The sequence below is a fragment of the Stutzerimonas marianensis genome, assembly GCF_022810315.1.
Taxonomy (GTDB): domain Bacteria; phylum Pseudomonadota; class Gammaproteobacteria; order Pseudomonadales; family Pseudomonadaceae; genus Stutzerimonas; species Stutzerimonas marianensis.
In genome coordinates, this window is record NZ_JALGRD010000010.1 from 49,267 (window position 1) to 73,258 (window position 23,992).

The following is a 23,992-nucleotide window of genomic DNA, read 5'->3' on the forward strand; positions in this document are numbered from 1 at the left end:
ATGTTCAAGCTGTCCAGATTTCTCCGCCAGTGGCCCAAAGCGGCAGCCATCGGCACCCTTGGCCTGTTGTTGCAGACGCCGGCTCATGCCGAGGAGCCCATCAAGATCGGCCTGGTCGCGGCGCTGTCCGGTCAGTCGGCCAAGTCCGGGGAAGCGCTGACCCGCGGACTGAGCGTTGCCATCGACGAACTCAACGCGGCGGGCGGCATTCTCGGCCGGCCGGTGGAGCTGATTCGCCGAGACGATGAAAGTAACCCGGCCAAAGGCATGCTCGCCGCGCGCGAGCTCATTCAGCGGGAGAAGGTCACCGTCTTGTTCGGCGGTCTGGATACCCCCGTATCCCTGGCCATCGTGCCCCTGGCGAACCAGCTCAAGGTCCCCTTCATGGGCGTCTGGGCCGCAGGCACGGGCATCACTCGCAATGGCGCGAAAGACAATTACGTCTTCCGGGTCTCGGCGGTGGACGAACTGGTTGACGAGGCGCTGGTGGACTATGGCGTCAAGCAGCAGGGCATGCAGAAGCCGGGCATGATCCTGGTCAACAACCCCTGGGGCGAGTCGAACGAGGCCGGTTTCAGGGCTGCCCTGGAGAAGCGCGGCATGCCGTACGCCGGCATCGAGCGGATCGAGGACAGCGATCTGGACGTCGTGCCTCAACTGACTCGACTCAAGCGCGCCGGTGCCGATGCGCTGTTGATGGTGGGGAACGTCGGCCCATCGGCGCAGGTGGTGAAATCCCTCGATCGCATGGGCTGGGATGTGCCGGTCATTTCGCATTGGGGCCCGGCAGGCGGGCGTTTCAGTGAGCTGGCGGGCCCCAACGCCAGTCGGGTGCACTTCATCCAGACCTACGTATTCGGCGAGCAGAACAGCGCGAAGGGCGACGCGGTCATGGCGGCGCTGAAGCAACGTTATCCGGAGATCAAGTCGCTTGCCGATGTCACGCCGGCCGTGGGCATCGCCAATGCCTATGACGGCATGCACCTGGCAGCGCTGGCGATCGAGAAGGCCGGGTCGGTGAAAGGCAGTGAGGTGCGCGACGGCTTTTACGCCATCGAGCAGTACGACGGCCTGATCAAGCCGTACCGCAAGCCGTTCTCGCCGGGTCAGCATGACGCGCTGGGCCCGGATGACTACCTGTTCACTCAGTTCGTCGACGGGCAGATCGTACCGCTGCAGCCCTGAACTGATCGGCGCGCTCCGATCGACCGGGGCGCCTGCGAGGAGTGTGTTTCATGATTACCGCCGCCATCGTCACCGGACTCGGGCTGGGCAGCATGTATGCCCTGCTCGCGTTGGGTTTCCACATGACCTATGTGGTCTCGCGAACCGTCAATTTTGCCCAGGGCAGCGCCATGATGGTCGGCGCGGTGCTGGGGTACAGCTTCTCCATCACCTGGGGCTGGCCCGTGTGGTTGGCCATTCCGGTGACGCTGGCGCTCTGCGCGCTCTATGGGCTGGCGGTCGAGCGCTTTCTCGTTCGCCCCTTCCATTCGCGCGGCTCGGAAGCCTGGCTGATGGCGACGGTGGCGGCGGGGATCTTCGTCGACAACCTGGCGCTGTTCACGTTCGGCAAGGAGCCGAGGCAGTTCACTTCCGAACTGGCCAACAGTCAGGTCGCGCTGCTCGGTGCGAATGTCTCCTGGCTGCAGGTGCTGATCCCTCTGGTTGGCGCCGGCATCGCCCTCGCGCTGCTGCTGGTGCGGCGCTACACGCGCCTGGGCAAGGTGCTCGAAGCGTGCGTGCAGAACGCCGCAGCCGCTCGGCTGATGGGCATCAGGGTCAATCGTGTGGTGGGGATCTCGTTCGCCGTTTCGGCCGTGTTCGCCGCCGTGGCCGGCCTGCTGATCGCTCCGCTTTTCAACGTCAGTGCCGAAATGGGCACGCTGTTCGGGCTCAAGGCGTTCGCCGTCGCCATCCTGGGCGGCATTGCCAGCGCCAGTGGGGTGTTCGCCGCCGGTTTGCTGTTCGGCCTGGTGGAGGCGGTGGTGACCCTCTACTTCGGATCGGCCTTTACCCAGCTGTTCACCTTCGCGCTGGTCATCCTGGCCCTGGCGGTCAGGCCCAACGGGCTGTTCGGCAGCAAGACACTGGTGAAAGTATGAAGACAACGATTCTCGCGCCGGCAGGCATTGGCCTGCTGGCTGTTGCCGGCCTCGTGCTGTCGCTGACGCTCGACAGCTATTCGCTGCTGGTCTTCAGCTTCTTTGCACTGACCGTGGTCGTGGGCGTCGGGCTGAATATCCTGATCGGCCTCAGCGGGCAGATTTCCTTTGGTCATATCGCCTTCTACGCCATAGGCGCCTACACCACGGCGCTGCTGACCATGGCCGGTTTCCCTCTCGGGCCGGCGATGATCCTGGCCGCCATGGTCTGCGGCCTGGTCGGGGCGCTGCTGGCGATTCCGGCGTTGCGTGTCAGCGGGCCATACCTGGCCATGATCACCATCGCCTTCGCCCTGGTCGTTCACCACGGGCTGATCGAATGGCGCGGGCTCACCGGCGGCGCGAACGGGCTGATGGGCATCCCCATGCCCGATACCGGCGCGCTGGACCCGGCGGTGGTGATGGCGATGATGGCCTCGGCCATGATGGTCGGTGCCCTGGCGTTCTACCTGCGTTTGCGCCAAAGCGGTTGGGGAATGGCGATGCGCGCGGTCAAGGCGTCGGAAATCGCCGCACGTTCGCTGGGCTTCAATCCGGTGCAGACCAAGACGCTGGCGTTCGCCTTGTCGGCGGCGCTGACGGGTTTCGCCGGGGCCTTGGTGGCGCCGCTGATGATGTTCATCAACCCGGCGTCCTTCCCCTTTTCCCAGTCGATCCTGTTCGTGCTCGCGGTAATCGTCGGCGGGGCAGGCACGTTGTTCGGCCCGCTGCTCGGGGCCCTGCTGATCGTGCTGCTGCCCGAGATGCTGGCGGACTTCGCCGAGTACCGCCTGCTGATGTTTTCAGCGCTGCTGCTGGCGGTGCTCTGGGTGGCGCCGCGCGGCGTGCTCGGTAGCCTTGCTCGGCTGTGGTTGCGTCCGGTGAACGTGCTGCCACCGGCGGTCGCCGATCAGGCACGGCTCGCGGCGTTCTTCGGCGAGGGCCGGTCAGGTGCCGGGCTGGAGGTCGATAGCATCAGCATCGGTTTCGGCGGCGTGCAAGCGGCCGACAAGGTCAGCCTCAAGGCGCGGCCAGGCAGTATCACCAGCATCATCGGCCCCAATGGCGCTGGCAAGACCACGGTGCTCAACATGATCAGCGGCTACTACTGTCCGGACAGTGGCCAGATCCGGCTCGGGGAGGTGGTTTCCGGGCGGTCCGCCTGGCAGATCGCGCGCGCCGGTATCTCGCGTACCTATCAGACGACTCAGCTGTTCGGTGAGCTGACGGTGCTGGAGAACGTGCTCGCCGGGCTGCAGCAGGGCCGTCTCGGCAGTATCTTCCGGCGGCCGGGCGCAGAGGAGCGAGAGCTGGCGATGCACCTGCTGGCACTGGTTGGCTATCGCGGTTCGCTGAATACCCCGGCTGACGACCTGCCGCACGTGGACCGGCGCCTGGTGGAAATTGCCCGCGCGCTGGCCTTGCGCCCGGCCGTGCTGCTGCTGGACGAGCCCGCAGCCGGCCTTGGCCGAGGCGATACCGACCGCCTTGCCGAGCTGTTCAAGACGCTGGCCCGCTTCAATATCGCAGTGATTCTCGTCGAGCACGACATGGCGCTGGTCATGGCCGTTTCCGAGCACATCCTGGTGCTGGATGCCGGCAAGCCGATCGCGTCGGGCACGCCCGAAGAGGTCCGCGGCAACCCCAGGGTGGTCGCCGCCTATCTGGGCGGCACGAGCTACCAGGCCAGCCCCCGGCAGGCACCTTGGTCCGGCTCGCGCGACGCGCGTCTGTATATCAAGGACCTGGTGGTGGATTACGGCGCGGCCCCGGTGGTCGAGGGCGTCGACCTGGTCGTCAATCCCGGCGAGCTGATCGCGATACTGGGCGCCAACGGCGCCGGCAAGTCGAGCATCTTGAAGTGCCTGGCCGGGCTGCATCGCCCTACCGCCGGCAGCATCCTGCTGGATAACGAGAGCATCGACCACCTGGACGCCAGTGCCATCGCTTCGCGGGGCCTGGCGCTGGTGCCGGAAGGGCGACAGGTGTTCGCACAACTCAGCGTGCGCGACAACCTGTTACTGGGCGGCTATTCGCGTACCGAGGCATTCGATGCCGAGGCTGAAATAGAAGCCATCCTCAGGCGCTTTCCTCGCTTGCGCGATCGTATCGACAGCCCTGCCGGCCTGCTCTCCGGAGGCGAACAGCAGATGGTCGCGGTAGGCCGAGGTCTGATGGCCAAGCCAAAGATCCTTTTGCTCGACGAGCCGTCCCTCGGCCTCTCGCCGGCAATGATCGGCGAACTCTACGACGCGCTCGCGGCATTGCGGGACGAAGGCGTCACCTTGTTGCTGGTCGATCAGATGGCCAACCTGGCCCTGCAGATCGCCGATCGTGCCTACGTGCTGGAGACCGGCCGAATCGTCAAATCCGGTGCCGCCGAGGCGCTGCGTGGCGATCGCGAGCTGGAAGCCGCCTACCTGGGCCAGGGGGCCGCGGCATGAGCGCCTTGCGCCTGCTCAACGTGCGCCTGGGGAGCGAGGCTCCGCTGGTTGAGCTGCGAGTCGAAAACGGGCGCTTCGTCAGCCGCTTCGACGCCGCGAGCTCGCCCGCACGGCTCGATCTGGCAGGGCGGCTGGTGGTACCCGGCCTGGTCGAGACCCACATCCACCTGGACAAGGCCTGCATCCTGGAGCGTTGCCGCTTGGCCGAAGGCACGCTCGGCGAGGCCATCGCGCAGACGCGCAACGCCAAGGCGTCCTTTACCGAGGAGGATGTCTACGCCCGTGGCGCGCAGGTGCTGAACCAGGCGATCGTGCAGGGCACCACGCACATGCGCACCCATGTGGAGATCGATCCGGGCATCGGTTTGACGGGCTTTCGTGCGGTCCGTCGACTCAAGGCGGACTATGCCTGGGCTGTCACCCTCGAGATCTGCGTGTTCCCGCAGGAGGGGTTGCTGAACAACCCCGGCACCGAGTCGCTGTTGTGCCAGGCCCTGGAGGAAGGCGCCGAGGTGCTTGGGGGTTGCCCCTACACGGACGCTGACCCGGTGGCGCAGATCCGCCGACTGTTCGAACTGGCGGTTCGCTATGAGCGCGACCTGGACTTCCACTTGGACTTCGACCTGAACCCCAATGGCATGACCATCAGCGAGGTGATTCGCTGTACCGAGCGGTACGGCTGGGGTGGCCGCGTTGCGGTCGGGCATGCGACCAAGCTTTCCGCGTTGCCCCTGGCAGACTTGCAAGGCGTTGCGCTGGCCCTGGCGCAGGCGGGCGTGAGCGTGACCGCGCTGCCCTCGACCGATCTCTTTCTGGGTGCGCGGGAGCGTTTCCATGACAAACCCAGGGGTGTCGCCCCGCTGGCCCATCTGCATCGGTGTGGCGTGACCTGCTCGGTGTCGACCAACAATATCGGCAATCCATTCACGCCCTATGGCGATGCGTCGCTGGTGCGCCAGGCCAACCTGTTCGCCAATGTTGCGCAGCTGTCGACCGAGGCGGAGCTGCTCGACTGCCTCGGCTGGATCTCCAGTGAATCCGCCCGCCTGCTGCGTCTGCCGGACTATGGACTGTCGCCGGGATGCCGTGCCGATTTCGTGGTGTTCGACGCGCCCTCGCCAGCGGCGATCATCGCCGAGATCCGTCCGCCCTTGATGGGTTTCAAGGCTGGCCGACAGACGTTCGAGCGGGTGCCGCCGCGGCTGCTGATGCCTGGCTGAGCATCTCGATCGGACGTATCACGAAATCCTGGCTCAGGTAGTCCATTCGCTGTTCGTGAAAACGCTGCATGTGCGGCAGTGCAGTGTGCGCGGCGAAGGCCTCGGGCGAGGCCCAGACCTCGAAGAAGATGAACAGGTTAGGGTCCTGCGCGTCACGTAGCATGTGGTATTCGACGCAGCCAGGCTCGGCACGGCTGGGCTCGACATAGGCGCGGAACAGCGTCTCGAAAGCCTCGGCTTTCTCGGGTTTGACGTGGGCGTGGAGGATGAATCCGCAGGGCGCTGACATAAGAGTTTCCGTATGGGTTGGGGGGCACGCTAACGCAACATCCTGGCGTCCATTACTGACTTTTCAGCAAAACTCATTTGCTTGATGTCGGCTGTCGGGCCTTGCGGGATCTGTCTAAGCTGCCGCCCTCGAACGACTCGGGAGCTGCAATGAAAAACGTTTTACTGCTCAACGGTGGCAAGCATTTCGCCCACTCCGAAGGCCGCTACAACGCGACCCTGCACCAGACTGCCGTCGCGTTTCTCGATCGTGCCGGGCTGGATGTGAAGACCACCGAAATCGATCAGGGCTATGTCCTGAGCGAGGAAGTGGCCAAGTTCCTCTGGGCCGACGTGATCATCTACCAGATGCCCGGTTGGTGGATGGGCGCGCCCTGGATCGTCAAGCGCTACCTGGACGAGGTCTTTACCGAAGGTCATGGCAGCCTCTATGCCAATGATGGACGTACCCGCTCCGATGCGTCGCAGAAATACGGCAGTGGCGGCCTGCTGCAAGGCAAGCGCTACATGATCTCGGCGACCTGGAACGCCCCGCAGCAGGCCTTCGATGACCCCACGGATTTCTTCGAGGGCAAGGGTGTGGACGCAGTCTACTTCCCGTTCCATAAGGCCAACGAATTCCTCGGCCTGACCGGGCTGCCGACCTTTCTCTGCGTGGACGTGATGAAACGCCCGGCGATCGAGGCTGACGTGGCGCGTTACGAGCGGCACCTGGCCGAGGTATTCGGTCTCGTCACGGATCGCTGAGAATCTGCCTGAGGTCGACCTCGGGCTCGGCCAGCTCCTCCAGGGCAAGCTGGCCTTCGAGTTCGTCCAGATGCTCGAGCATGACCTGCACGGCCGTTGCCCGGTCGCCGCGTTCCAGGGCGGCGATGATCGCCTCGTGTTCGTCCGAGGCGCAGGCCGGGTGGTCGTTACGCTGGTAGAGCGCGACGATCAACGAGCTGCGCACCATCAGGTTGCCGAGAATCTCCGCCAACACGGCGTTGCCGCTGATCGCGCCTAGCAACAGGTGAAATTCGCTGAGCTCACGCACGATGTCGCGGCGGTCGCTGGCGCTGGTCGCCTTGCGTTCGCTGCGCATGTGGGCGGCGATGCGTTGGCGGTTCTGGTGCATGGCTTCGGGCGTGATGCTTTCGACCACGGCCGCTTCGATGGCGCGGCGGGCCGCGAACACGTCGCGCGCCTCCTTGGCGGTGGGTTGCGACACCAGGGCGCCGCGGTTGGGCTCGATGGTCACGATGCGTTGCATTGCCAGGCGTTGCAGGGCGCTTTGCACGTGGTTGCGATTGGCGTTGAGTGCCTCGACGATCTGCGCCTCGATCAGCCGGGTCCCCGGGCGCAGGCGGTGCTGGGCAATGGCTTTGGACAACGCATCGACGATGCGCTGCACTTCGATCTGTTTACGGGTAACGGTGCTCGACCCCATAGTTCCTGCCGACTCCAAGATGGCGCTCCGCGAACGCGAACGCGCTAGCAATGCCGCATTATCTGCACTGGCCGCGCGCGAGCAAGCCGTCAATCGGGCGTACCGGTACGTTCGGGCTGCCCCAGGCTGTTGCCTTGTCCGCGTGGGTCGTGCATCGCGAAGCGGCGCCCGTCTGTCTCGATGGCAATCGCGCCCGCCTGGCCGGTATAGGGACTGAGCGCGGGAATGGTTTCGACGTCGTGCCCCATGGCCTGGAGCGTCTGGATCACGGACGGCTCGATGTCGGCCTCCAGCTTGAGGTTGTCCGTGCTGTCGAAAAAGCTCCGCCCCAGCAGGAAGCGCGGCATGCGCAGGGCCTCGTCGATGGGCCGTTGGAAATCGACCAACTGACTGGCCAGGACCATCTGGGTCTGCGGCTGACCGTCGCCGCCCTGGGTGCCGAAGAACAGGCGTCGGCCGTCATCCGCGAGGTAGCACGAAGGGTTGAGGGTATGGGCCGGGCGCTTGCCCGGCGCCCAGGCGTTCGGATGCGCCGGATCGGCGTTGAAACCGGCCGCGCGATTCTGCCAGAGCACACCCGTATCGCCGAGGATGCAGCCCGAGCCGAAGTCGTGGAACAGGCTCTGAATCAGGCAAGCCGTGCGGCCTTCGGCGTCGGTGGCGGCCATCCATACGGTGTCGGCCGGTCGTCCCGGCTCCGCCCAGGCTGCGGCGCGCCCCTCGTCGATGCGTTCCGCGTAATCGGCGGTGCTGGCATCGCTCAGGCTGGCGGCGTAGTCCCAGCCGCTGGTGATCGGGTCATGCAATTCGTGGTTGCGGCGCATCAAGGCCTGTTTGATGGCCTCGACCAGCACGTGGTAGTAGCGCGCGCTGCCGTTGCCGAGTTCGCCCATCGCTTTGTGTTGCAGTGCCGCCATGGCCTGCAGCGTATAGAGACCCTGGCAGGGCGGGGCGACGTTGAACAGCCGCCCCTGGCGATAGCGCACGGAAATGGGGTCGACCTCTGCGGCACGGGTCGCGGCCAGATCGTCCCGTGTCAGCCCGCAATCCAGCCTTGCGAAGGCCTCGGCGAACGCCTGGGCCAGTTCGCCTTGGTAGAAGTCATCCACGCCATGGCGCGCCAACTGTCGCAGCGTATCGGCCAGTTGTGGTTGGCGCAGCCGGTCGCCCTGTTGCAGCCAGTTGCCATCGAGCTTGCACAACCGGTGGAGGTCCGGCAGGCCCTCGATCAGCTCCCGCCGCTGCCCCTGCCAGAAGAGCTGGGAGGCGGAGATTTCCACGCCCTGTTGCGCCGTCTCGGCGGCATCGCCAAGCAGGTCGGCCCAGCCCAGGCGGGAGCCCCACTCGTTACGGCTGATGGTCTGCGCGATCTGCCAGCTGGCAAGTGCGCCAGCGGTGGTGGCCACCGCGCTCGGGCCGCGCAGGCCGATCCTGCCGCCCGCGGGAAGACGTTGCCCCGCTTGCCCGATCCCCACAATGGTGCGCACCCGGTGGTCGTGGATCATCCAGAGTGCATCGCCGCCAAGGCCGGTCATGTGCGGGTAGACGGCCGCAAGCATGGCGCTGGCCGCGAGCATCGCGTCGATGGCGCTGCCGCCGGCTTCGAGCATGCGCATGCCGGCGGCGGTAGCGGCGGGGTGAGGGGTGCAGATGACGCCACGACGGGATTCGGCCAACATCTCTGGTGACTCCTTGATTGCTAGCGATCTCATTTCAGGTTGCTAACGCCAAGGCAATAAACGTTCCGTATCCCGGCAAAGCCATCCGGTTGCAGTCGGCACATACGCCAGCCGATAAAAAACCCCTCGCGGCCGGGCCGGGAGGGGTTCGTTTGGCGGGGCGGTTATTCCACAGCCTTGACCATGTCCTCGACGACCTTCTTGGCGTCGCCGAAGACCATCATGGTCTTGTCCATGTAGAACAGTTCGTTATCCAGGCCGGCATAGCCGCTGGCCATGGAGCGCTTGTTGACGATGACCGTCTTGGCTTTGTAGGCCTCGAGGATCGGCATCCCGGCGATGGGCGACTTGGGATCGTTCTTCGCCGCCGGGTTGACCACGTCGTTGGCGCCGAGCACCAGCACCACGTCGGCCTGGCCGAACTCGGAGTTGATGTCCTCCATCTCGAAGACCTGTTCGTACGGCACTTCCGCCTCGGCCAGCAGCACGTTCATGTGCCCCGGCATGCGGCCAGCGACCGGGTGGATCGCGTATTTCACGGTCACGCCCATGTGCGTCAGCTTCTCGGCGAGCTCCATCAGCGCGTGCTGCGCGCGGGCCACCGCCAGGCCGTAGCCGGGGACGATGATCACGGTGTCGGCGTTCGACAGCAGGAAGGCGGCGTCGTCGCTGGAGCCCGATTTCACCGGACGCTGCTCCTTGCTGCCGGCCGCTGGTCCGGCATCGGCGTCGGCACCGAAGCCGCCGAGGATCACGTTGAAGAACGAACGATTCATCGCCTTGCACATGATGTACGAGAGGATCGCGCCGCTCGAACCGACCAGGGAACCGGCGATGATCAGCATCGAATTGTTCAGCGAGAAACCGATTCCGGCCGCCGCCCAGCCCGAGTAGCTGTTGAGCATCGACACCACCACCGGCATGTCCGCGCCGCCGATGGGGATGATGATCAGCACGCCGATGACGAAGGCCAGCGCCACGAGGATCATGAACGCGGTGAAATTGCCGCTGAAGGTGTAGATCAGGCCCAGCACCAGAATCGCCACGCCGACGGCGAGGTTGACCTTGTGCTGGTTGGCGAACACCACCGGCGCGCCCTGGAACAGGCGGAACTTGTATTTGCCCGACAGCTTGCCGAAGGCGATCACCGAACCGGAGAAGGTGATGGCACCGATGGCCGCGCCGAGGAAGAGCTCCAGACGGTTACCGGCCGGAATCGGATAGCCGATCGCCTGGACGATGCCCAGCGATTGCGGCTCGAGCACGGCGGCGATGGCAATGAACACCGCCGCCAGGCCGATCATGCTGTGCATGAAGGCGACCAGCTCGGGCATCTTGGTCATCTCGACGCGCTTGGCCATCAGCGTGCCGATGCTGCCGCCGATCAGCAGGCCGAGGACGATGAAGCCCAGGCCGCTCCAGGGGCTGGCGCTCTCAGCCAGCTGTGAGCCGAGCTTGAACACCAGGAATAACGTGGTGACCACGGCGATGCCCATGCCGACCATGCCGAACAGGTTGCCGCGGCGCGAAGTAGTGGGGTGCGACAGGCCTTTGAGGGCCTGGATGAAGCTCACCGAAGCGACGAGGTAGAGCAGGGTGATCAGGTTCATGCTCATGGCTTGGCCTCCGCCTTGGCGCCAGCAACGGCACGCTCCTTCTTCTTGAACATTTCCAGCATGCGCCGGGTGACGAGGAAGCCACCGAAGACGTTGACCGCGGCCAGGGTCACGGCCAGGGTGCCCATCAGCTTGCCCATCGGCGTGACGGTCAGCGCGGCGGCCAGCATGGCGCCGACGATGACGATCGCGGAGATGGCGTTGGTGACCGCCATCAGCGGTGTATGCAGCGCCGGGGTGACGTTCCAGACCACGTGGTAGCCGACGTAGATCGCCAGCACGAAGATGATCAGGTTGTAGATGCCATCGGATATCAGGTCCATCGTTCGGGCTCCCTTAAGCGTTGGTGCGCACGACCTGGCCATCGCGGCACATCAGGCACGCGGCGACGATGTCGTCTTCAAGATTGAGCTGGAACTTGGCTTCGCCATCGATCACCAGCTTGAGGAAGTCCAGCAGGTTGCGGGCGTATAGCGCCGAAGCATCCGCCGGCACGAGGGTCGCCAGGTTGGTGTAGCCAACCAGGGTCACGCCGTGCTTGACCACCACCTGATCGGCTTCGGTCAATGGACAGTTACCGCCCTGAGAGGCGGCGAGGTCGATCACCACCGAACCGGGCTTCATCTGCTGCACGGTTTCTTCCTGCAGCAGCGTCGGCGCCTTGCGGCCCGGAATCAGCGCGGTTGTGATGATGATGTCGGCCTGCTTGGCACGTTCGTGCACGGCCTGGGCCTGACGTGTCATCCAGGACGCCGGCATCGGACGGGCATATCCACCGACGCCTTCGGCGCATTCGCGCTCTTCGTCGGTCTCGAACGGCACGTCGACGAACTTGGCGCCAAGGGACTCGATCTGTTCCTTCACCGCCGGACGCACGTCGGAGGCTTCGATCACCGCACCCAGGCGCTTGGCCGTGGCAATGGCCTGCAGCCCGGCGACACCGGCGCCAAGGATCAGCACGCGCGCGGCCTTCACCGTCCCGGCGGCGGTCATCAGCATCGGCATGAAGCGCGGATATTGGTTGGCCGCGACCATCACCGCCTTGTAGCCGGCGATGTTGGCCTGGGAGGAGAGCACGTCGAGGCTCTGCGCGCGGGACGTACGCGGCGCGGCCTCCAGGGCGAAGGCGGTGACGCCGCGTTCGGCCATGCGTGCGATGTTGTCATTGTCGAAGGGATTGAGCATGCCGATCAGAACCGTACCGGGCGCGATCTGCGCCAGTTCGGTCTCGCTCGGTGCGTTCACCTTCAGCAGGATCTCTGCTGCGAACGCCGCAGCGGCATCGGCGATGGTGGCGCCTGCCGCCTCGAAGGCACTGTCCGGAATACTGGCCTGTACGCCAGCTCCGCTCTGCACCGTCACCCGATGCCCTTGCCCGATCAGCTTCTTGATGGTTTCCGGTGTCGCGGCGACGCGCGTTTCACCGGGCCTGGTTTCGAGAGGAACACCAATGTGCATTGTTCTTGTTCTCCTGCTGGATCGTCGCCTGCGGTCCTGCCGGTCGACCGGCCATGAATCGCTGGCGTTACGTTTCGCCCGACCACTGCGGATGGCGGTCGAGCGTGGATCGGCTACGGCCCTCGCATCCAGGCAAAGCCCGGTGCGGCGCGGCATTCTGCAAGGACTGAAAAAATCAAACAACTGTTTTAACGTGAACGCAAGTGTGGCGGTTCGTTCACAATGTGACCGTTAGGTTGCTTCGCATCGCTGCAGGCCGCGTCGGTATTGGATTCGACCTTCGTCTAAGGTTCCATGTCGGGTTGTGCGCGGCGCAATCATGAATGACGGCCCATAGACGCGGTATTCGCCTGCGGCCTTGTCTATATTCGACCTTGGTGCCGGTTACGCGATTGACCGCGGCCAGCCGCACGTTAAATTCCGCGCACGGTTTGCAATGTCATGCATTCCCTGTAGTCCATAGCTGTTGGCCGCGCCAGGATCGGACCGCCGGCCATCCCCATGCGCACGCTCTGCGAGAAAATAGCCGGCATGACCGAATTGAACGTGAACGAGATGACCTTGCTCGAGGAGCCGCTGCCACGGCGGTTGCCTTTCGCCTTCGCCCGCCGCCACGGCGTGCTGCTGCTGGAGCGCCCCGAGGGCTTGCGCCTGTGTGCACGTGAAGGTGCGCCGCTGACCGCACTGCAGGAGGCGCAGCGCGTCGCCGGCGGGCCGCTGGCGATGCAGTGGCTGGCGCAGGACGAGTTCGAGCAGGCCCTGAGCTCGGCCTATCAGCACGATTCGTCCGCGGCGATGCAGATGGTCGAGGGCCTGGGCAACGAGATGGACCTGCACAGCCTGGCCGACCAGATCCAGGAAACCGAGGATCTGCTCGAGCAGGAGGACGACGCGCCGATCATCCGGCTGATCAACGCGATCCTCGGCGAGGCGATCAAGGAAAACGCCTCGGACATCCACGTCGAGACCTTTGAGAAACGACTGGTGATCCGCTTTCGTATCGACGGCATCCTGCGCGAGGTGGTGCAGCCCAAGCGCGAGCTGGCGGCGCTGCTGGTCTCGCGGATCAAGGTCATGGCGCGATTGGACATCGCCGAGAAGCGCATCCCGCAAGACGGCCGCATCTCCCTGCGGGTCGGCGGGCGCGAGGTGGACATCCGCGTCTCGACGCTGCCTTCGGCCAACGGCGAGCGCGTGGTGCTGCGCCTGCTCGACAAGCAGGCCGGACGCCTGACGCTGCGCCACCTGGGCATGAGCGACCGCGACCGCAAGGTGATGGAACAGGCGGTGCAGAAACCGCACGGCATCATCCTCGTCACCGGCCCGACCGGCTCGGGCAAGACCACCACCCTGTACGCCAGTCTGGTGACGCTCAACGACCGTACACGCAATATCCTCACCGTCGAGGATCCGATCGAATACAACCTCGAGGGCATCGGCCAGACGCAGGTCAACACCAAGGTCGACATGACCTTCGCGCGCGGCCTGCGCGCCATTCTGCGCCAGGACCCGGACGTGGTGATGGTCGGTGAGATTCGCGACCAGGAAACCGCTGACATGGCGGTACAGGCCTCGCTCACCGGCCACCTGGTGCTCTCGACGCTGCACACCAACAGTGCGATCGGCGCCGTCACCCGCCTGGTGGACATGGGCGTCGAGCCCTTCCTGATCTCCTCGTCGCTGCTGGCCGTACTGGCCCAGCGCCTTGTGCGTGTCCTGTGTAATGACTGCAAGCGCGCCTACGTGGCCGACGAAGCCGAGTGCGCCCTGTTCGGGCTCGACCCGAGCGAGGCACCGACGCTGTACCACGCCGAGGGGTGCGACGTCTGCCGCCAGCTCGGCTACCGTGGCCGGACCGGCATCTATGAGCTGGTGATGTTCGACGATGCCCTGCGCAGCATGATCCATACCCGCGCGCCCGAGCAGGAGATGGTTCGCCATGCGCGCCGGTTGGGACCGAGCATCCGCGAGGATGGTCTGCGCAAGGTGCGCGAAGGGGTGACCACGATCGAGGAAGTGTTGCGCGTCACGCGTGAGGAGTGAGATGAAGGCCATTGATTGGCGCTCGGACAGGGCGGTCGAGGTGCAACGCCGCGGGGATGCATGGGCGGTCGGCTGCTGTCCGCAATCGGGCGAGGCTCGAAGCTGATGGCGGCCTTCGAATACATCGCGCTGGACCCGCGCGGTCGCGAGCAGAAGGGGCTGATCGAGGCGGACAGCGCGCGCCAGGCGCGGCAGCTGCTGCGCGAAAAGCAATGGTCGCCCCTGGAGGTCAAGCAGGCCAAGGCCAAGGAAGACACCGGCGGTGGAGGCTTTGCCTTCGGCCGCGGACTCTCGGCGCGGGACCTGGCGCTGGTCACGCGTCAGCTGGCGACGCTGGTGCAGGCGGCGCTGCCGATCGAGGAGGCGCTGCGCGCCGCGGCGGCGCAATCGACGTCGCAGAAGATCAAGTCGATGCTGCTGGCGGTGCGTGCGCGGGTCATGGAGGGTCACAGCCTGGCCGGCTCGCTGCGTGAATACCCGTCCGCGTTTCCCGAGCTGTATCGCGCGACCGTCGCGGCGGGCGAACACGCCGGGCACCTGGGGCTGGTGCTCGACCAACTGGCCGACTACACCGACCAGCGCCAGCAATCGCGGCAGAAGATCCAGCTGGCGCTGCTCTACCCGGTGATCCTGCTGGTGGCCTCGCTGGCGATCGTCATCCTGTTGCTCGGCTACGTGGTGCCGGACGTGGTGAAGGTGTTCGTCAACACCGGCCAGCAACTGCCGGCGCTGACCACCGGGCTGATCGCCGTGAGCGAGGCGGTGCAGCGCTGGGGCTGGCTGATGTTGGTGGTGATCGTGGTGACCGGCCTGGGGCTGCGCCAGGCGCTGCGCGATCAGAACCTGCGGCGGCGCTGGCACGCGATGATCCTGCGCATTCCGCTGGTGGGACGGCTGTCACGGGCGACCAACACGGCACGCTTCGCCTCGACCTTGGCGATCCTCACGCGCAGCGGCGTGCCGCTGGTGGATGCGCTCGGTATTGCGGCCGCGGTGATCGCCAACCTGCGCATCCGCGACAAGGTCATCGAGGCGGCGCAGCGGGTGCGCGAGGGTGGCAGCCTCACTCGCGCGCTGGACGCGACGGGCGAGTTCCCGCCGATGATGCTGCACATGATCGCCAGCGGCGAGAAATCCGGCGAGCTGGACCAGATGCTTGCCCGCACCGCGCGCAACCAGGAAAACGACCTGGCCGCGCAGATCTCGCTGATGGTGGGACTGTTCGAACCCTTCATGCTGGTGTTCATGGGGGCTGTGGTATTGGTGATCGTGCTGGCGATCCTGCTGCCGATCCTTTCTCTCAATCAACTGGTGGGCTAGTGACTATGACGTTGAACGCACGTAAACAGAGGGGCTTCACCCTCATCGAAATCATGGTCGTGGTGGTGATCCTCGGGATCCTCGCCGCGCTGGTGGTGCCCCAGGTCATGAACCGCCCGGACCAGGCCAAGGTCACCGTCGCCAAGGGCGACATCAAGGCCATCGGCGCCGCGCTGGACATGTACAAGCTGGACAACTACGCCTATCCCAGCACCCAGCAGGGCCTGGATGCGCTGGTGGAGAAGCCGTCCGGCAACCCGCAGCCCAAGAACTGGAACCGCGACGGTTACCTCAAGCGCGTGCCCAAGGACCCATGGGGCAACGACTACCAGTACCTCTCGCCAGGCACCCAGGGCCAGTATGACCTGTACTCCTACGGCGCCGACGGCAAGCAGGGCGGCTCCGACCTGAACGCGGACATCGGCAACTGGGACCTCTGATTCCATGCCCCAGGCGCGCCGGGACGGCGGCTTCACGCTGATCGAACTGCTGGTGGTGATCGTCATCCTCGGCAGCCTGGTCGGGCTGGCCGTGCTCTCCACCGGCAGCAGCAGTTCGTCGCGCGATATCCGCGACGAGGCGCAGCGCCTGGCGAACCTGATTGGCCTGCTGGCCGACGAGGCCGTGCTCGACAGCCGCGAATACGGCCTGCTGGTCAACCGCGAAAGCTACCGCGTGCTGCGCTACGACGAGGCCAGGCAGCGCTGGCTGGATGCCGGCGACACCCAGGCGCACCAGCCGCCGGAGTTCATTCGCATGCAGCTCGAACTCGACGGCACGCCGCTGGAGCTGGTCGCGCCGACCCAGCGCGAGGACGACAGGGCCGGGCTGTCACAGGAGGGTGACCGCGAGCGCCGCCGAGCACCCCGCCTGGAGCCGCAGTTGTTGATCCTCTCCAGCGGCGAGATGTCGCCGTTCACCCTGACCCTGTCCGACCAGCGCCCCGGCGGCAGTCAGTGGGTGGTTGCCAGCGATGGCTTCCGCATGCCCCAGGCTACGCCCCTGGACAGCCGCCGATGAGTCGTCGTCTGGCGAAGGGGTTCACGCTGCTCGAAGTGCTGGTGGCGCTGGCGATCTTCGCCATCGTCGCCGCCGTGGTGCTGACCGCCGCCGGGCGCAGCGTGAACAACGCGGCGCGTCTGGAAACCCTGACCCTGGCCGGCTGGATCGCCGACAACCGAATGACCGAACTGCAACTGCAGCAGCCGGCACCGAGCATCGGCCGCGAGGATACCGAGCTGGAATTCGGCGGGCGGCAATGGCAGACCCTCAGCGAGGTGGAAACCAGCGGTACGCCGGGGTTGCTCAGGATTCGCGTCTGGGTCGCGGCGGCCGAGGCCAGGCGCGGCGCTTCGCCCGGCTCGATCGACGAGCGCGCCGTCACCAGCCTTACCGGCTTCGTTGGCGTCGAACCATGACCATCCCCCGCCGCCGCAGCGAGGCGGGTTTCACCCTGCTCGAACTGCTGATCGCCATCGCCCTGTTCGCCCTGCTCGGGCTGGCGACCTACCGCATGCTCGAGACGGTGCTGCGCAGCGACGAGGTGATCCGCGCCCAGGAAGGCCAGCTGCGCGAGCTCGGGCGGGCCGTCTGGACGCTCGAGCACGATCTGGTCCAGGCGGCGCCGCGCCCGGTGCGCGATGGCTTCGGCGACGAGCAGAATGCCTTCATGGGTCAGCTGTCCGGCGAGGATGGCGTCTCGCTGGAGCTGACCCGCAGCGGTTGGCGCAACCCCACCGGCCTGCTGCGCTCGAACCTGCAGCGCGTACGCTGGCGTCTGGCCGGCGACGCCCTGGAGCGGCTCTACTGGGTGGTGCTCGATCGCGATGTCGACAGCGAACCGCGCGTGCAGCGGGTGCTGGATGACGTGCTGGCGCTGCGCCTGCGCTACCTCGATGCTGAGAACAGTTGGCACGAGGAGTGGCCACCCTTCGAATTCGGCCGGGGTGACCCGGCCGAGCAGGCGCGGCGCATGCCGGTCGCGGTCGAGGTGTCCTTCGATCACCGCCGCTACGGCACCATCACCCGGCTGCTGCGCCTGCCGGACGGCCCGACGCCAGCCCAGCAATTCGTCCAGCCTGACTCCCAAGGCGTGCCCGAGCCGGGCGGTGTGGGAGAGATGCAATGAAGGCCGAGCGCGGCGTCGCGCTGATCACCGTGCTGCTCGTCGTGGCGATCGTCACCGTGGTCTGCGCCGGCATGATCGCGCGCCAGCAGCTGTCGATTCGCGGCACCGGCAACCAGCTGCAAGCACGTCAGGCCTGGCACTACGCGCTGGGCGGCGAGGCGCTGGCGCAATCGATCCTGCGTCAGGACCGGCAGGCTACGGCCGAGGGCGTGCCGGCGGTCGACCACCTGCTCGAACCCTGGGCCCTGCCGCAGCCGGCCTACGACCTGGACGAGGGGCAGGGCCAGGTGCAGGTGCGCATCGAAGACCTGGCCGGGCGCTTCAACCTGAACAGCCTGGTGCGCGAACAGCAACCCAATGCCGCCGCCCTCGCGCAGTTCCGTCGACTGCTGCTGCGCCTGCAGATCAGCGCCCCCTATGCCGAGCGCCTGCTCGACTGGCTGGACAGCGACCAGCAACCCAGCGGCGAACTCGGTGCCGAAGACAACGCCTACCTGCTGCTGGAGCCGTCCTATCGCACCGCCGGGCGCCGGCTCGAGGACCTGTCCGAGCTGCGCCTGCTGCTGGACATGCGCGACGAGGATTTCCAGCGCCTGGCGCCCTACGTCAGCGTGCTGCCGGCCGACACCCCGTTGAACGTCAATACCGCCAGCGCCATGGTGCTCTCCAGTCTGGCTGACAGCCTTACCCCGAGCGTGGCGCAATCGTTGGTCGAGGCCCGGCAGGCCGCGCCGTATCGCGACACGGCGACCTTCATGGCGCAACCGGCGCTCAGCGGTGTCCAACTGCAAGGCATCACCCTGGCGGTGACCAGCCAGTATTTCCAGGCGGTCAGCGAGGTGCGCCTGGGCGACCGTCGCCTGGCGCTGGTCAGCCAGCTGCACCGTGAAGACGAGGGTGACGTACGCGTGCTTCAGCGTAACCTCGGGCAGCCCCCGCGACTGCCCACCCCATCCGATGACGGAGATCGATAGCCGATGGACTGCCTGTTTCTGCCCGCCGATTGCGGCCCCCGCCTCGACGGCGACACTCAGGTCTACTGGTTGCCCGGCGAAGGGGCCGGAGCCTGGCTGCCACTGGCGCGCTGCGCCGAGCAGGCCACCGCAGGCCTGACCCTGGTGCTGCCCGCCGAGGTGTGCAGCTACTTCGCCGTCAACCTGCCGACGCGCAAGGCGCGCTGGGTCAACCAGGCGCTGGCCTACGCCGTCGAGGAACTGCTGGCCGAGAATGTCGATGACCTGCACCTGACGCATGGCGATGCGCTGGAGGACGGCCGCCGCCGGGTCATCGCCATCCGGCGTCAGCAGCTGGCCGACTGGCTGGCGGATCTGCAGACGCTGGGGCTGACCATCGTCGCGATCCACGTTGACGCGGACCTGCTGCCGCGTGACGGCACGCAGGTGCTGTTCCTCGACGGTCGCGCGCTGCTCGGCGGCGCGCCGGAGGCCCGCCTGGCTTTCGCCAGCGAGCAATGGGCGCACCTGGCAGCACAATGCCCACCACCCGTTCATGCGCATGGCACGCTGGCCGAGCCGCCAGCGCCGCTGCCCGAGTACCAGCCGCTGAACGACCCCTATCGCTTTCTCGCCAACGGCCGCGCCGCCGCGCTCAACCTGGCACAGGGCGATTTCGCCGTGCGTGCGGCTGGCAGCGGGTTCGGCCAGTGGAAGCCGCTGGCGCTGGTCCTGGCGTTGGTGCTGGCGGCGCAGCTGATCTTCAACCTGATCCAGGCCTGGTCCCTGCAGCGTCAGGCCGAGGATTTCGCTGCGGCCAGCCGCGACCTCTACACCGAGCTATTCCCCGAGGACACCCGGATCGTCAACCTGCGCGCGCAGTTCGCCGAACACATCGGCCAGAGCGACGCCACGGGCGGGCAGTTCATGCGCGTGCTCGATGAAGTGGCGCTGGCCATCGCCGAGGGAATGCCGGTGTCGATCAGCCAGTTGGATTACAACCAGGGACGTGGCGACATGGCCCTGCAGGTGCGTGCCAGCGACTTCGCCGCGCTGGAGCAGTTGCGTCAGCGCCTGGGGCAGACCGGGCGAAGCGTGCAGCTGGGCTCGGCCAGCCGCGACGGCGACTCGGTCAGCGCGCGCGTCGTGATAGGAGGATGAAGATGGACCTGAAACAGCAATTGCGCGTCCGCCTGGCCGAGTCTCCCCTGTGGTTGCGCTGGCAACGCCTGCAGCCGCGCGAACGGCTGTCGTTGAGTCTGCTCGGGGCCTTCCTGCTGGTCGTATTGTTCTATCTGCTGCTCTGGCAACCGGCGCAACAGCGGGTGCGCGATGCGCGCGAGGCGTTCGAGCGTGAGCGGGACCTCTACGCGTATCTGCAGCAGAACACCGAGCTGGCGCGACAGATGTCACGCAGCAATCCCGTCGTGCTGGCACCGGAAGCGTTGCAGGGGCTGGTCACCCAGAGTGCCCAAGCCAACGGGCTGACCATCGAGAGCTTCGATAACGGCAGCGACGGTAGCCTGCAGGTGAGCCTGCCGGGCGCCTCTTATCCGACGCTGCTGCGCTGGTTCGACGAGATGCAGGGCAATGGCGCGAGCCTGGCCGAGGTCAGCATCAGCCAGGTCGGTGACGGTTTGGTGGATGCTCGCGTGAGCTTCCTGGCCGGCGGCTGACCGGCCAGCGCGCCCGGCGCCGCGCAGCGCGCGGGGTCAGGGCTGCGCCTGGAACTGCGTGGCGAGCGCACGCAGCGCCGCTTCGGCGTCGAGTACCTTGTTGAGCACCTCGTCGGCTTTTTCCCGGCTGATGCCCAGGCGGTCGAACAGACCTTGCGGGATCTCGGCATAGGGGCCGGAGCCGATGCCGCGGTTGCGCAGCAGGTGCGACGCGAGGCACACCAGATTGGCGTGGCCGGCGTGCTCGCCAGCGTAGTCCGGATCGTGCTGGAAGCGCAGGGCCACCGAGAGCTCGTCCGGCATGTCCCAGTAGCGCATCAGCCAGGCACCGATCTGCTCGCGCGTGATGCCCAGCAAGTGCTGTTCGATCAGGCTGTGATCCAGATGCGGGTTCACTTCGAGGTGCCGGCAGATCAGCGAGAAATGCGGCGGGAAGACATGCGCCAGCACCAGATAGCCGAAATTGTGCAGCAGCCCGGCCAGGTAACTGATGCCCGCTTCAGGGCGTTGGGTGCGCGGGATGGCACGGTTCAGCCCTTCGATCACCGCCGCGGTGTAGATCGCCTGTTGCCAGTAGGGCGTAGCCTGCTGCGGGTGGTCCTTCGGCAGGCTGAGGGTCTTGCCGAGTGCCAGGCCAAGCGCCAGGTTGATCACCAGATCGAAGCCCAGCACCCGCACGATGGCGTCTTCCACCGAGCGGATCTTGCCCGGTGCGCGGTAGTAGGGCGATGCGGCCCAGCTGACCACCTGCGCCGCCAGCGCGGGGTCGGTTTCGACCACGCCGGTGATGTCGTCGACACTGGCTTCGGGGCTCACCCGCAGCTTGATGATCTTCTGCGCGGTGTGCGGCAACGGCGGGATTTCCAGGGTTTCCTCGAGGCGCTTCTGGATGCGCCGAGCGGTGAAGCTCTGCACCGCCTGGGTGATCTCCGCGCTATCGTCGTCGGGACGGTCGAGATTGGGGCGGATGCCGCTCAGCGGCACGGCGAAGTGCCCGGCGCTGGCCTTGCTCAGCAGCTGCTTGAAGTCCTGGCTGGCCATGGCCACCAGCAGGCCGGGGTGGCCGCTGTCGATCAGCAGTTCCGGCTGTTGCAGCAGCCGCTCTTCGTACAGGCACGGTGAACTGGTCAGTGGCGGCAGGCCGGGCAGGACCTTGAGGTCCTGCTTGGCGAGCATGCGCATCAGCCGTTCGGGCGTGACGGCGGCCAGTTGCCGCCCGGTCAGCTCGACCAGGCGTGGCAGGTCGAGCAGGTGATCGCGGGGATACAGGACCAGCAGTGCGCCGATGGCGTCGTCCAGCAAGACGGCCTGTACGCGGCGGGCCGGATCCAGGTCGGTACGGTCTTCACAGGTGCGATAGGGCAGCCCCAGCTTGTCCAGGAGCTGGACGATCAGCGGCGGTAGCGAGACTTCTTTGGTTTGGTCGACAGCCGAATTCATATGCGAGGTTCCGTCTTATTCCCGTGCGGCGCAGTATAGCCACAGCTTTAATGCGGTTTGTGTTTGCCGACGAGCGTCAGACCTGCCCGTATTGCTGCCCATGGCGCAGCCAGCGCTCCAGAAGCGGGCTGACATGCTGGGGCCAATGTGCCAGAAGTGCTTGCGCGGCGTCACGAACGCCGGGCAGAAGGTCGGCGTCGCGCATCAGGTCGGCAACCTTGAACTGCAGCAGGCCGGTCTGGCGGGTGCCGAGCATCTCGCCCGGGCCACGCAGTTCCAGGTCCTTCTCGGCGATGACAAAACCGTCGCAGGTTTCCCGCATGATCGCCAGGCGTTCGCGACCGATCTGCGACAGTGGCGGGTGATAGAGCAGCACGCAGTGGCTGGCCGCGCTGCCGCGACCGACCCGCCCACGTAGCTGGTGCAGCTGCGCCAGGCCCAGCCGCTCGGGGTTTTCGATGATCATCAGGCTGGCGTTGGGCACGTCCACGCCGACCTCGATCACCGTGGTCGCAACCAGCAGCTGCAGCTTGCCAGCCTTGAACTCGGCCATCACCTCGGCCTTTTCCGCCGGTTTCATGCGCCCATGGATCAGTCCGACCCTCAACCCGCCGAGCGCCGCGCTGAGGTCTTCGAACGTGGTTTCCGCCGCCTGGCAGGTCAACTCTTCGGATTCTTCGATCAGGGTGCAGACCCAGTAGGCCTGGCGTCCTTCGTTACAGGCCGAGCGCACCCGTTCGATGACTTCCAGGCGGCGGCTGTCGGCCACCAGTACGGTGTTCACCGGCGTACGGCCCGGTGGCAGCTCGTCGAGGATCGAGGTATCCAGATCGGCATAGGCGCTCATGGCCAGGGTGCGGGGAATCGGCGTGGCGGTCATGATCAGCTGGTGCGGGCAGAGGCGGCCCTCGACGCCCTTGCGGCGCAGCGCCAGCCGTTGCTGCACGCCGAAGCGATGCTGTTCGTCGATGATCACCAGGGCCAGGCGGCGGAACTGCACTTCGTCCTGGAACAGCGCATGGGTGCCGACCACCATGGGGCAGCCGGCCGCGATGCGCTCGAGCGCCGCGGCGCGCGCCTTGCCCTTGAGCTTGCCTGCCAGCCAGGCGACCTCGATGCCGAGCGGCTCCAGCCATTTGCAGAAGGTCAGGTAGTGCTGTTCGGCGAGGATTTCGGTGGGTGCCATCAGGGCCACCTGATAGCCCGCTTCCAGCGCCTGCAAGGCGGCGAGGGCGGCAACCACCGTCTTGCCGGCACCGACGTCGCCCTGCACCAGGCGCAGCATGGGCTCGTCCTGGGCCAGGTCGTAGGCGATCTCCGCACCGACCCGTTGCTGGGCGCCGGTGGGCTGGAAGCCTAGGTTTGTCAGGTAGCGTTGCGGCAGGTCACGGGCCACCGGCAGCGGCGGCGCATGCTGTGCGCGTACGCTCTCGCGCAGGCGCTGCAACGACAGCTGATGGGTCAGGAGTTCTTCGAAGGCCAGGCGGTGCTGAGCCCAGTGACGGCCTTCGGCAAGTTCGTCGAGATCGGCGTCCGGCGGTGGTCGATGCAGGTAGCGGATCGCCGCGTCCAGCTTGGCCAGGCGGTAGTCGCGGGTCAGCTCATCGGGCAGCCAGTCCGGCAGGCTGTGTGGGCCGAGTCGCGCCAGCGCCTGCTCGGTGAGCTGGCGCAGGCGTTGTTGGGTCAGGCCTTCGGTGGTCGGGTAGATGGGCGTCAGGGTCTGCTCGACCGCCACCGTCGTGCTCTCGCTCAGGGCGCGGTATTCGGGATGGTAGATCTCCAGCCCCGAGGCACCGGGGCGGACCTCGCCGTAGCAACGCACCTGGGTGCCGCGCTTGAGCGCTTCCTTCTGGGCCTGGCTGAAATGGTAGAACCGCAGGCTGAGGCTGCCGCTGCCGTCATGCAGGCGTACCAGCAGGCTGCGGCGTCGGCCCATGACGATGTCGGCGCCGGTCACGGTGCCTTCGACGACCGCGTCCTGCCCGGGGCGCAACGCGCCGATGGGCACGATCCGGGTGCGGTCCTGGTAGCGCAGCGGCAGGTGGAACAGCAGGTCCTGCAGGGTTTCCAGGCCGACCCGGGCGAGCTTTTCGGCCAGCGCCGCGCCGACGCCCTTGAGCGCGGTCACCGGGACCGCCGCCAGCTCGCTCATGG

Annotated in this window: 22 protein-coding genes; 14 read left to right on the forward strand and 8 right to left on the reverse strand. The window is 66.4% G+C overall.

Annotation, left to right across the window (positions count from 1 at the left end):
• The 4 genes from MST27_RS17650 to MST27_RS17665 are packed head-to-tail and all read left to right on the forward strand — an operon-like array spanning position 1 to position 5,808.
• Positions 1–1,185: an ABC transporter substrate-binding protein gene (locus MST27_RS17650; RefSeq protein WP_243607250.1), complete on the forward strand. Its 1,185-nt coding sequence runs from the start codon at positions 1–3 to the stop codon at positions 1,183–1,185.
• Between the two features lie 50 nt (positions 1,186–1,235).
• On the forward strand, positions 1,236–2,105 hold the full coding sequence (locus MST27_RS17655) for a branched-chain amino acid ABC transporter permease (RefSeq protein ID WP_243607251.1): 870 nt from the start codon (positions 1,236–1,238) through the stop codon (positions 2,103–2,105).
• A complete protein-coding gene (locus tag MST27_RS17660; RefSeq protein ID WP_243607252.1) occupies positions 2,102–4,588 on the forward strand; it encodes a branched-chain amino acid ABC transporter ATP-binding protein/permease in 2,487 nt (828 codons plus the stop codon). The genes MST27_RS17655 and MST27_RS17660 overlap by 4 nt, the downstream gene beginning before the upstream one ends.
• Positions 4,585–5,808, forward strand: coding sequence for an amidohydrolase family protein (locus MST27_RS17665; RefSeq protein WP_243607253.1), 1,224 nt, complete (start codon positions 4,585–4,587; stop codon positions 5,806–5,808). The genes MST27_RS17660 and MST27_RS17665 overlap by 4 nt, the downstream gene beginning before the upstream one ends.
• Here MST27_RS17665 and MST27_RS17670 read toward each other — a convergent pair.
• On the reverse strand, positions 5,750–6,097 hold the full coding sequence (locus tag MST27_RS17670; protein WP_243607254.1) for a putative quinol monooxygenase: 348 nt from the start codon (positions 6,095–6,097) through the stop codon (positions 5,750–5,752). The two genes, MST27_RS17665 and MST27_RS17670, sit on opposite strands and share 59 nt — an antisense overlap.
• A gap of 149 nt (positions 6,098–6,246) precedes the next feature.
• Here MST27_RS17670 and mdaB point away from each other — a divergent pair, with 149 nt between their 5' ends.
• A complete protein-coding gene (mdaB, locus tag MST27_RS17675; protein WP_243607255.1) occupies positions 6,247–6,843 on the forward strand; it encodes an NADPH:quinone oxidoreductase MdaB in 597 nt (198 codons plus the stop codon).
• Here mdaB and MST27_RS17680 read toward each other — a convergent pair.
• From MST27_RS17680 to MST27_RS17700, 5 genes are all read right to left on the reverse strand, one after another.
• Positions 6,830–7,525 carry a GntR family transcriptional regulator gene (locus MST27_RS17680; protein ID WP_243607256.1) on the reverse strand — a complete coding sequence of 232 codons (696 nt, stop codon included), beginning with the start codon at positions 7,523–7,525 and terminating at the stop codon, positions 6,830–6,832. The genes mdaB and MST27_RS17680 overlap by 14 nt on opposite strands.
• 89 nt (positions 7,526–7,614) lie before the next feature.
• Positions 7,615–9,204 (reverse strand): gamma-glutamyltransferase family protein, encoded by a 1,590-nt coding sequence (locus MST27_RS17685; protein ID WP_243607257.1) that lies wholly within the window; start codon positions 9,202–9,204, stop codon positions 7,615–7,617.
• A gap of 164 nt (positions 9,205–9,368) precedes the next feature.
• Complete coding sequence (locus MST27_RS17690) at positions 9,369–10,820, reverse strand: NAD(P)(+) transhydrogenase (Re/Si-specific) subunit beta (protein WP_243607258.1); 1,452 nt, start codon at positions 10,818–10,820, stop codon at positions 9,369–9,371.
• On the reverse strand, positions 10,817–11,143 hold the full coding sequence (locus tag MST27_RS17695) for an NAD(P) transhydrogenase subunit alpha part 2 (RefSeq protein ID WP_243607259.1): 327 nt from the start codon (positions 11,141–11,143) through the stop codon (positions 10,817–10,819). The genes MST27_RS17690 and MST27_RS17695 overlap by 4 nt, the downstream gene beginning before the upstream one ends.
• A 13-nt stretch (positions 11,144–11,156) precedes the next feature.
• Positions 11,157–12,278, reverse strand: a complete 1,122-nt coding sequence (locus MST27_RS17700; RefSeq protein ID WP_243607260.1) for a Re/Si-specific NAD(P)(+) transhydrogenase subunit alpha — start codon at positions 12,276–12,278, stop codon at positions 11,157–11,159.
• A 531-nt stretch (positions 12,279–12,809) separates the two neighbouring features.
• Here MST27_RS17700 and gspE point away from each other — a divergent pair.
• The 9 genes from gspE to MST27_RS17745 all read left to right on the forward strand — a co-directional run bounded on the left by gspE (position 12,810) and on the right by MST27_RS17745 (position 20,398).
• A complete protein-coding gene (gspE, locus tag MST27_RS17705) occupies positions 12,810–14,321 on the forward strand; it encodes a type II secretion system ATPase GspE (RefSeq protein ID WP_243607261.1) in 1,512 nt (503 codons plus the stop codon).
• Positions 14,322–14,426: 105 nt separating this feature from the next.
• Positions 14,427–15,641 carry a GspF family T2SS innner membrane protein variant XcpS gene (xcpS, locus tag MST27_RS17710; protein WP_243607262.1) on the forward strand — a complete coding sequence of 405 codons (1,215 nt, stop codon included), beginning with the start codon at positions 14,427–14,429 and terminating at the stop codon, positions 15,639–15,641.
• 5 nt (positions 15,642–15,646) lie between these two features.
• Positions 15,647–16,081 (forward strand): type II secretion system major pseudopilin GspG, encoded by a 435-nt coding sequence (gspG, locus tag MST27_RS17715; RefSeq protein WP_243607386.1) that lies wholly within the window; start codon positions 15,647–15,649, stop codon positions 16,079–16,081.
• A gap of 4 nt (positions 16,082–16,085) precedes the next feature.
• Complete coding sequence (gspH, locus tag MST27_RS17720) at positions 16,086–16,661, forward strand: type II secretion system minor pseudopilin GspH (RefSeq protein WP_243607263.1); 576 nt, start codon at positions 16,086–16,088, stop codon at positions 16,659–16,661.
• Positions 16,658–17,059 carry a type II secretion system minor pseudopilin GspI gene (gene gspI, locus MST27_RS17725; protein ID WP_243607264.1) on the forward strand — a complete coding sequence of 134 codons (402 nt, stop codon included), beginning with the start codon at positions 16,658–16,660 and terminating at the stop codon, positions 17,057–17,059. Before gspH ends, gspI begins: the two co-directional genes overlap by 4 nt.
• Positions 17,056–17,769 (forward strand): type II secretion system minor pseudopilin GspJ, encoded by a 714-nt coding sequence (gene gspJ, locus MST27_RS17730; RefSeq protein WP_243607265.1) that lies wholly within the window; start codon positions 17,056–17,058, stop codon positions 17,767–17,769. The genes gspI and gspJ overlap by 4 nt, the downstream gene beginning before the upstream one ends.
• The gene (gene gspK, locus MST27_RS17735) at positions 17,766–18,743 is read left to right on the forward strand and encodes a type II secretion system minor pseudopilin GspK (RefSeq protein ID WP_243607266.1); all 978 of its coding nucleotides are present in this window, start codon (positions 17,766–17,768) and stop codon (positions 18,741–18,743) included. The genes gspJ and gspK overlap by 4 nt, the downstream gene beginning before the upstream one ends.
• Before the next feature lie 3 nt (positions 18,744–18,746).
• Positions 18,747–19,883, forward strand: a complete 1,137-nt coding sequence (gene gspL / locus MST27_RS17740; RefSeq protein ID WP_243607267.1) for a type II secretion system protein GspL — start codon at positions 18,747–18,749, stop codon at positions 19,881–19,883.
• Positions 19,884–19,885: 2 nt separating this feature from the next.
• Entirely contained in the window at positions 19,886–20,398 is a 513-nt protein-coding gene (locus MST27_RS17745) for a type II secretion system protein M (protein ID WP_243607268.1), read from the forward strand.
• A gap of 36 nt (positions 20,399–20,434) precedes the next feature.
• Here the strand turns inward: MST27_RS17745 and MST27_RS17750 are convergent, their stop codons facing one another.
• Together MST27_RS17750 and recG are read right to left on the reverse strand one after the other, a co-directional pair.
• Positions 20,435–21,838, reverse strand: a complete 1,404-nt coding sequence (locus MST27_RS17750; protein WP_243607269.1) for an aminoacyl-tRNA deacylase and HDOD domain-containing protein — start codon at positions 21,836–21,838, stop codon at positions 20,435–20,437.
• Between the two features lie 76 nt (positions 21,839–21,914).
• Positions 21,915–23,990: an ATP-dependent DNA helicase RecG gene (gene recG / locus MST27_RS17755; protein WP_243607270.1), complete on the reverse strand. Its 2,076-nt coding sequence runs from the start codon at positions 23,988–23,990 to the stop codon at positions 21,915–21,917.
• Positions 23,991–23,992 lie beyond the last annotated feature (2 nt).